General features: G+C 68.7%; 8 protein-coding genes. 3 read left to right on the top strand and 5 right to left on the bottom strand.

Going from position 1 to position 6,764, the window contains the following annotated elements:
• Positions 1–360: 360 nt before the first annotated feature.
• Genes LC039_RS23560 through LC039_RS23540 form a run of 5 tightly spaced genes read right to left on the bottom strand, consistent with a single transcriptional unit; the run spans position 361 to position 4,642 of the window.
• On the bottom strand, positions 361–789 hold the full coding sequence (locus LC039_RS23560) for a hypothetical protein (protein WP_226628775.1): 429 nt from the start codon (positions 787–789) through the stop codon (positions 361–363).
• A 16-nt stretch (positions 790–805) separates the two neighbouring features.
• On the bottom strand, positions 806–1,477 hold the full coding sequence (locus LC039_RS23555; protein WP_226628774.1) for an ABC transporter ATP-binding protein: 672 nt from the start codon (positions 1,475–1,477) through the stop codon (positions 806–808).
• Positions 1,474–2,439: an ABC transporter substrate-binding protein gene (locus LC039_RS23550; RefSeq protein WP_226628773.1), complete on the bottom strand. Its 966-nt coding sequence runs from the start codon at positions 2,437–2,439 to the stop codon at positions 1,474–1,476. The genes LC039_RS23555 and LC039_RS23550 overlap by 4 nt, the downstream gene beginning before the upstream one ends.
• 23 nt (positions 2,440–2,462) lie before the next feature.
• Complete coding sequence (locus LC039_RS23545) at positions 2,463–3,434, bottom strand: YVTN family beta-propeller repeat protein (RefSeq protein WP_226628772.1); 972 nt, start codon at positions 3,432–3,434, stop codon at positions 2,463–2,465.
• 8 nt (positions 3,435–3,442) lie between these two features.
• Entirely contained in the window at positions 3,443–4,642 is a 1,200-nt protein-coding gene (locus tag LC039_RS23540) for an ABC transporter substrate-binding protein (protein WP_413463858.1), read from the bottom strand.
• Between the two features lie 153 nt (positions 4,643–4,795).
• Here LC039_RS23540 and LC039_RS23535 point away from each other — a divergent pair, with 153 nt between their 5' ends.
• The 3 genes from LC039_RS23535 to LC039_RS23525 are packed head-to-tail and all read left to right on the top strand — an operon-like array spanning position 4,796 to position 6,757.
• Positions 4,796–5,287 carry a DUF3280 domain-containing protein gene (locus LC039_RS23535; protein ID WP_226628770.1) on the top strand — a complete coding sequence of 164 codons (492 nt, stop codon included), beginning with the start codon at positions 4,796–4,798 and terminating at the stop codon, positions 5,285–5,287.
• Complete coding sequence (locus LC039_RS23530) at positions 5,284–5,835, top strand: SRPBCC family protein (protein ID WP_226628768.1); 552 nt, start codon at positions 5,284–5,286, stop codon at positions 5,833–5,835. Before LC039_RS23535 ends, LC039_RS23530 begins: the two co-directional genes overlap by 4 nt.
• Positions 5,819–6,757: a beta-propeller fold lactonase family protein gene (locus tag LC039_RS23525; RefSeq protein WP_226628766.1), complete on the top strand. Its 939-nt coding sequence runs from the start codon at positions 5,819–5,821 to the stop codon at positions 6,755–6,757. The genes LC039_RS23530 and LC039_RS23525 overlap by 17 nt, the downstream gene beginning before the upstream one ends.
• Positions 6,758–6,764 lie beyond the last annotated feature (7 nt).

The following is a 6,764-nucleotide window of genomic DNA, read 5'->3' as shown; positions in this document are numbered from 1 at the left end:
GGCCTGCAAGCGGATTTTTCCGGGGAAGCCGAAGTTTTTTGGAATTTCCTCGAAATGCGGGCAATTTCAATAGGTTGATTAGCATATTTTCTGCGCACCCCCGCAGATCGGCGGGCTTTTCGCAGGGTCCGCTTGAGCGGCCAAAGATCGCCAAGATCTACATGTTGTGGCTGATAGCCGCCTCACATCAATACAGAGCTTTGAGGCCCGCACTCCTGGCGGAAAAACCGACTCGCAGGGGCCTAAAAATCTCCCAGTCTCGCCTCGCGTCCGGTCCTTGGACTCGGGGCCGCCGCCGTGGGCTCGAACCTCTCCGCCGCGGCGAAGGCGGGCAAACTGCTCGCGCCCGCCCCTCAGAGACTACTGGATGGTGATGTCCACACGCTGGCTCTCGCCGGTGGATCCGGGGATCTTCAGGTAGTATTGCCCCGGCTTGATGGCGAGGAACTCGATCTCCATTTCCCCGGCCTCGTCGAACTCGACGCTCTCGAGGCCGTAAGGGCGGATCTCCAGCCCGTTCACCACCACCTCGTTGACCCAGATGGCGCGGAAGAAGCCCGGCCCCTCGAGCCCCAGCTCGCCCGAGCCGTCGGCCTCGATCTCCAGCTCGTAGAGCATGCCGGACTTCAGGGTGATCGGCCCCTCGGCGAGCGGCTTGCCGACCGAGAGGGTGATCTCGGGCATTTCCTCGGAGTTGCTGTTCGACAGCACGCCGGCAAAGCCGAAGTCATGCGCAGCGGCGGGCAGCGCCAGCGCGGCAAGCGCGGCGGCGATCAGGGACGTTCTCATGGTCGGATCTCCTCTGTCAGACCAGATGCGGGGTCAGTGTGGCGGGCTGACCCTGCAGGTGCAGGATGCGGCTGGCCAGTCGTTCGGCTTCGGGGCGGGCGTGGGTGACGAAGAGCACCGCCGGGCGCAGCTCGGCGATCAGCTCCTCGGTCAGCGCCAGCATCGCCTCGGCAAGTTCGGCGTCGAGCGAGACGAAGGGCTCGTCCATCACCAGCATGTCGACGCGCCCGGCAAAGGCGCGCGCCAGCGCCAGCCGGCGCTGCTGGCCCAGAGAGAGGCTGCGCGGATAGGCATCGTGGCGGCCCTTCAGCCCGACCCGGTCGAGCGCGGCGCGGGCGTCGCCCTCGCTCAGCTCAGGATGCACCAGCGTGAGGTTCTGCAGCGCGCTGCGCCAGGGCAGCAGGGTCGGCTCCTGGAACACCATGGCCATATGCGCCGGGCGGCTCACCTCGCCCTCGAACTCCGGATCGAGCCCGGCGACGATGCGCAGCAGGGTCGACTTGCCGATGCCCGACGGGCCGAGCAGCGCCACCGTCTCGCCGCGCGAGACGGTGAAATGCACGTTGCGCAGCACCTCTGTCGCGCCGAACCGCTTGCCGCGGATCTCGACCCGCACCGCGCCCGGATCCGCAAGCTCGGGATGCAGGGGCACGACGCGGCTGTCGTCGGGGCGGGTGCGCGGGCTCATTCCACCTCCGCGAAGAGCCCGTCGGGCACGGTGCTGGCCTGCCCCACAAGCTCGGTCCCGCCGAGCTCGGCCATCAGCGACAGCAGCTGGTCCGCCGCGCCGGCATCCACCGGCCCGCGCTGCGGCACCCCGGCCAGCCAGTCGGCCTTGAGCTGCTCGAACTGCGCCTCGCTCGCGGCGTTCATCTGCGGCCGCAATGCCTCCCAGGCCTCGGCATCCTCGGCCAGAAGCTCCTTGGCGTCGCGGCTCGCCGCGAAGAAGGCCTGCGCCAGGCCCGTGTGCTCGGCCAGGAAGTCGCCCTTGAAGTAGTAGCCCAGCAAAGGCACGTCGGGGTCGAGCCCCAGCGCCTCGGCGGCGGTCTCCACCGAGATCAGCTCGCGCATGCCCGCCGCCTTCATCTTGGCGAGGAAGTGCCAGAAGTTGATCGCCCCGGCGTAGTCCCCCGACAGGCCCGACTTGAAGATCAGCGGCGGCGCCCCGAACACCTGCTCGGTCTCGGCCTTCAGGTCCACGCCGTACTCCTGTTGCGCATAGGCCCGCAGGATCAGCCACGACTTGTCGAGCGGCCCGCCGGCGATGCCGATCTTGCCGCCCTCGAGGTCGGCCAGAGTCTCGGCGTCCGAGCCCTCGGGCACCAGCAGCCCGCCCACCGCGCGGGAATAGGGCACGACCACGTAGTCCTTGCCCTCGGCGCGCTGCCGGGCGACCCAGATCCAGTCGGCCACCGCCATGTCGGCCTCGCCGCCCTCGACCGCGATGCGGGTCGCGCCATTGTCGGCGTAGGGCACCACCTCGAGCTTGAAGCCATGCGCCGCGTCGAAGCCGTTCTCGGCGATGGTCGACAACTCCCAGTTCACAGTGCCGATCTTCAGCACCGCGGCGCGGATCACCGGCAGCTCCTGCGCGGCGGCCGGAAGCGCCGAGGCGCAGCCCAGCACCAATGCGGTCAGAATTCCCTTCATGAGCCTTGTCTCCCCCTTGCCGTTCAGTTCGGCGTGATCGCCACGCCCCAGGGCTGCTGCCCCACCTGGACCGACTTGATCGCCTTTTCCGCGGCCACGTCGATCACCGTGATGTCGTTGGAATTGCCATTGGTGGTCACCAGAAATTCCTCGCCGGGGGTAAAGGCCATCTGCCAGACCCGCTGCCCCACCATGATATAGTCCAGAACCTCGAGGCTTGTCCCGTCGATCACTGCCACGCGGTTCGCCGGTCCCAGCGCCACGAAGATGCGGCTGCCGTCCGAGGTCGCCTTCACCCCCACCGGCTGCAGCCACTCGGGCAGCACGCCGGGCACCTCGAAGCCGATCTTCCGGCTCAACGTGGGCGTGCCGTCCTCGGCGATGTCGATGACGCTGACCGTGCCGCCGATCTCGGAGCTGACGAAGAGCCGCGTGCCGTCGTCGAGGTATTCGGCGTAGCGCGGCCGCTGGTCGACGAGGATATTGTGCTTGATCTGGTAATCCTCGGTCGAGATGAAATGCGCCATATTGGTCGTCTCCGAGGTGTTCACCACCCAGTTGTGGTCCGGCGAGATCGCCATCCCCTCGGGCTCCACCCCCACCGGCACCTCGGCGAGGATCGTATGGCTCTGGGTGTCGGTCACCGTGACGAGGTTGTCATCCTCATTGGCAATGTAGAGCGGGCTGCCGGAGCGATCGAGCACGAAGAGCTCGGGGTCCGGCCCCGAGGGCAGCGTGTAGAGCTCCTCGTAGGTCTCGGTGTCGAAGACCCGCACCGTGTCGTCATCCGAGGCGCAGACGTAGAGCAGCGCGCCGTCGGGCGAGAGGGTGATGCCGCGCGGCCGGTTGCCGCCCTCGAACTCCGCGATCACCTCCCAGCTGTCGGTGTCGAGCACGGTGATGGTGTTGCCCCGCTCGTTCGAGACGAAGGCCTTGCCGGCCAGCGCGCCGGAGGCGGCAAGGCAGAGCGCGGCGGTGAGCATGAGTGATTTCATCGGAGTCCTCATTGGAAGGCCGTGCAGTCGGATTCGGGCCGGTCGAGCCCCAGCGTGTCGAGCGGCGAGACCTGGTGCAGGAACCCCTCCTGCGGGCTGACGCTGACGGTGATGCGGTCGTCGTAGAGCAGGATCGGCTGGCGCATCTGGCCGTTCCAGTCGCGGAAGGTCACCTTCTGCCCCTTGAAGGCCGCCAGCTCGAAGGCGTCCGACACGATATATGCCTCCAGCTCGGCGGGATCGTCGCTGCCTGTGCGGGTCACCGCCTCGCCGAGCACCCGCAGCGCCAGCCAGGTGTTGTAATCCTCCTCGGTCACATGGCGCCGGGCGAGCCTCTCGAAGCGGGTCTGGAACTGCGTCGCGCCCCAGGCCTCGTGCGCGCCATGCATGGTGACCGGGCGCAGCCCGGCGCTGCCCATGACCGGGCGCGGCGTCCAGAGGTGATAGGGCAGGTAGGCGGCGAAATAGTCGGTGGCATCGGCGGCGATCACCAGGTCATGTTCCTCGGTGCGCTGCAGGAAGGTCGGCAATTGCCGCTGCACCAGCGCGTGGCCGGTGTCGGTGCGCCGCGCGCCGCCGGTGTCCTCGAACTCGCGCTCCTCGACGATCTTCGCGCCGAACTTCTTCGCCGCGCGGCGGTAGGCCTCGGCCAGCGCCCGATCCTCGGGGTTCGAGCCGCTGACCAGCAGCCAGCGCGGCCATTTCTTCCAGACGGCGAATTGCGCCACGGCGTCGGCCTTCATCGCGAAGGACGGCGCGATGTGCAGCAGGTTCGCCCGGCACTCGGCTCCGCGCAGACCCCCATCGGGGGCGGAGGCGTTGAGCACCAGCGCCCCCGCCTCCGCCGCGCGGTCGGCGAGCGCCAGCAGGTCCCCGGCCTGCGCGTCCACCACCACGTAGCGGATGCCGCTTTCCAGCATCGTCTCAAGCGCCGCCAGCGCCCCTTCGGGCGGGGTGGCGACGGTCTCGGTCTCATAGGTATGGCCAAGGAACGACCCGGTGGTCGCATTGTCCTCGTCGGCCAGCGTCGCCCCGGCGAAATCTAGGTCTTCGGGCCGCGCGTCATAGCGCGAGATCGGCAGCAGCGCCGGGTAGTCGACCCGCAGCACCCCCGCGCGGACCTCCACAGCCTCGGCGGCCGGGGCGCCCAGGCAGGCGGTCACGGCAAGCGCTGCCGCCGCAAGCGGCGAGGCAAATCTCTTGGTCACGGTCTCCTCCCATGCCCGCGCAGTCGTGTCGGGCCCTGATCCACTCTGCCCCTCCCAAGGCGAAGCGGTGAACCGATACTTTCGGTTCGGTTGCGAGACACAGGGTAACGGCGGCACGATTGTCGGCGACTCTTAATTTCTAAGAAGGCAGCGATGCTTATCCGCGCCCTCCCGCTCCTGCTGATGCTCTGTTCCCCCGCCGTCGCGGGCGAGAAGGTGGCGTTCCTGGGCATCACCTTCCTCGACAGCTCGCTGCAGACCGCCGAGCTCGGCCAGGACCCGGCGGAACTGGCGCGGGTCACCATGCTCGAGGAGCTGGTGGCGCAGCGCTTCACCGACGCGGGCTTCGATCTTCTGGACCTCGGCCCCATCGCCGAAGAGCGCGACCGCATCGTCAACCCGGCCAAGTGCTACGGCTGCGACACCCGCATGGCCGCGAAGCTGGGGGCCGACTACGCCCTGGTGGGAGAGGTTCAGAAGGTCTCGAACCTCATCCTGTCGATGAACCTGCAACTGCGCGACGTGGACAGCGGCCAGACGGTCAGGGGACGGGTCGTCGATATCCGCTCGAACACGGACGAAAGCTGGCGGCGGGGGATGGAGTACATCCTGCGCACCGGCATCTTTATGGAGGAGACCAGATGAAAAGACGCAACCTGCTGCTCGCGGGGGCCGCGCTGGCGCTGATGCCCGCTGCCGTCCTGGCGCACGGGCCGACCCGGCAAAAGATCACCGTGACCACCGATGTCGCCGCCGAACCCGCCGAGGTCTGGGCCGCGATCGGCGACTTCCAGGACATGACCTGGCACCCGGCGATCCTCGCGAACTCCGGCGAGGGCGGCAACGAGATCGACGCCACCCGCGAGCTCTACCTGTCGGATCAGGGCGCCTCGGGACCGATGATCTCGGAGGTGCTCTACAAGTACAGCGCCGAGAAGATGTCCTACAGCTACCGGATCACCGAGGTCGCGGTCGAGGTGCTGCCGGTGACCAACTATTCCTCGCATCTGACGGTGCTCCCGCGCGAGGGCGGCGGTGCCACGGTCGAATGGCGCGGCGCCTTCTACCGCGGCTATCCCAACAACGACCCGCCCCCCGAGCTGAACGACGAGGCCGCCATCGCCGCGGTCACCGGCGTCTACGAGGCCGGGCTGCAGGCGCTGGTCGAGCGGTTCGGTGCGCCGGGCTCCTGAGCTGGCGTTCGCCGCCGTGCTGGCCGTCGCCGCGAGTTCGGCGGCGGCGGATCTCGCCTTCGTGACCTGCCAGAACGGCGACGCGCTCTCGGTGATCGACCTCGACACCGGCGAAGAGACCGCCCGCTGGTCCGTTCCCGGCAAGCCCGCCGGCGTGACGGCGGCACCGGACGGTACGGTCTACACGGTGGCGCCGGAGAGCAAGACCGTGCGCCGCCACGGGCCCGAGGGCACGGTGCTGGCCGATGCGGTGCTCGACGGCGGCCCGATGGGGGTCGCGCTGGACGCGGCCCGGTCGCATCTTTTCGTCTCGGATTGGTATAACGCCCGGCTCTGGGTGCTGGATGCGAACACGCTCGATGTCCTCAGCGAGCTTTCCACCGGCGCCGCCCCCGCCGGGCTGGCGCTCTCGCCCGATGGCAGGCTGCTCGCCGCCGCCGAGCGCGATGCCGACCGGGTGAGCCTCTATGACGCCGAGACCCTCACCCTCGCCCGCAGCCTGCCCGTGGGCACGCGGCCCTTCGGCCTCGGCTTCGCGCCGGACGGGCGGCTCTTCGTCGGCAATGTCGGCAGCAACGACGTGACGGTGATCGACCCCGGCGCGGGCGAGCTGCTGGCCACCCTGCCCGTCGGCGACCGCCCCTATGGCGTCGCCTTCGCCGCCGGACGCGCCTTCGTCAGCAACCAGTATGCCGGGACGGTCAGCGTGATCGCGCTCGACACGCTGGCGCCCCTCGCCGAGCTCACGGTGGGCGAATACCCCGAGGGCATCGCCGCCACCTCGGACGGGCAGATCGCCGTGGCCAACTGGTTCGACAACACGCTCAGCCTGATCGACGCGAAGACGCTGGAGGTGGTCGCCGACCTCGACACCGCCGACGGCCCGCGCGCCTTCGGCGCCTTCATAGGTGCCACCGACTGACCGTCCG

Source organism: Alloyangia pacifica (assembly GCF_020524285.1).
GTDB classification, from domain to species: Bacteria; Pseudomonadota; Alphaproteobacteria; order Rhodobacterales; family Rhodobacteraceae; genus Salipiger; species Salipiger pacificus_B.
This window is presented reverse-complemented; position numbering and strand designations above follow the sequence as displayed.

Bases quoted from the DNA above. Each gene is read 5' to 3' on its own strand.
- LC039_RS23560 (WP_226628775.1), bottom strand. From the start codon at position 789: ATGAGAACGTCCCTGATCGCCGCCGCGCTTGCCGCGCTGGCGCTGCCC.
- LC039_RS23555 (WP_226628774.1), bottom strand. From the start codon at position 1,477: ATGAGCCCGCGCACCCGCCCCGACGACAGCCGCGTCGTGCCCCTGCAT.
- LC039_RS23550 (WP_226628773.1), bottom strand. From the start codon at position 2,439: ATGAAGGGAATTCTGACCGCATTGGTGCTGGGCTGCGCCTCGGCGCTT.
- LC039_RS23545 (WP_226628772.1), bottom strand. From the start codon at position 3,434: ATGAAATCACTCATGCTCACCGCCGCGCTCTGCCTTGCCGCCTCCGGC.
- LC039_RS23535 (WP_226628770.1), top strand. From the start codon at position 4,796: ATGCTTATCCGCGCCCTCCCGCTCCTGCTGATGCTCTGTTCCCCCGCC.
- LC039_RS23530 (WP_226628768.1), top strand. From the start codon at position 5,284: ATGAAAAGACGCAACCTGCTGCTCGCGGGGGCCGCGCTGGCGCTGATG.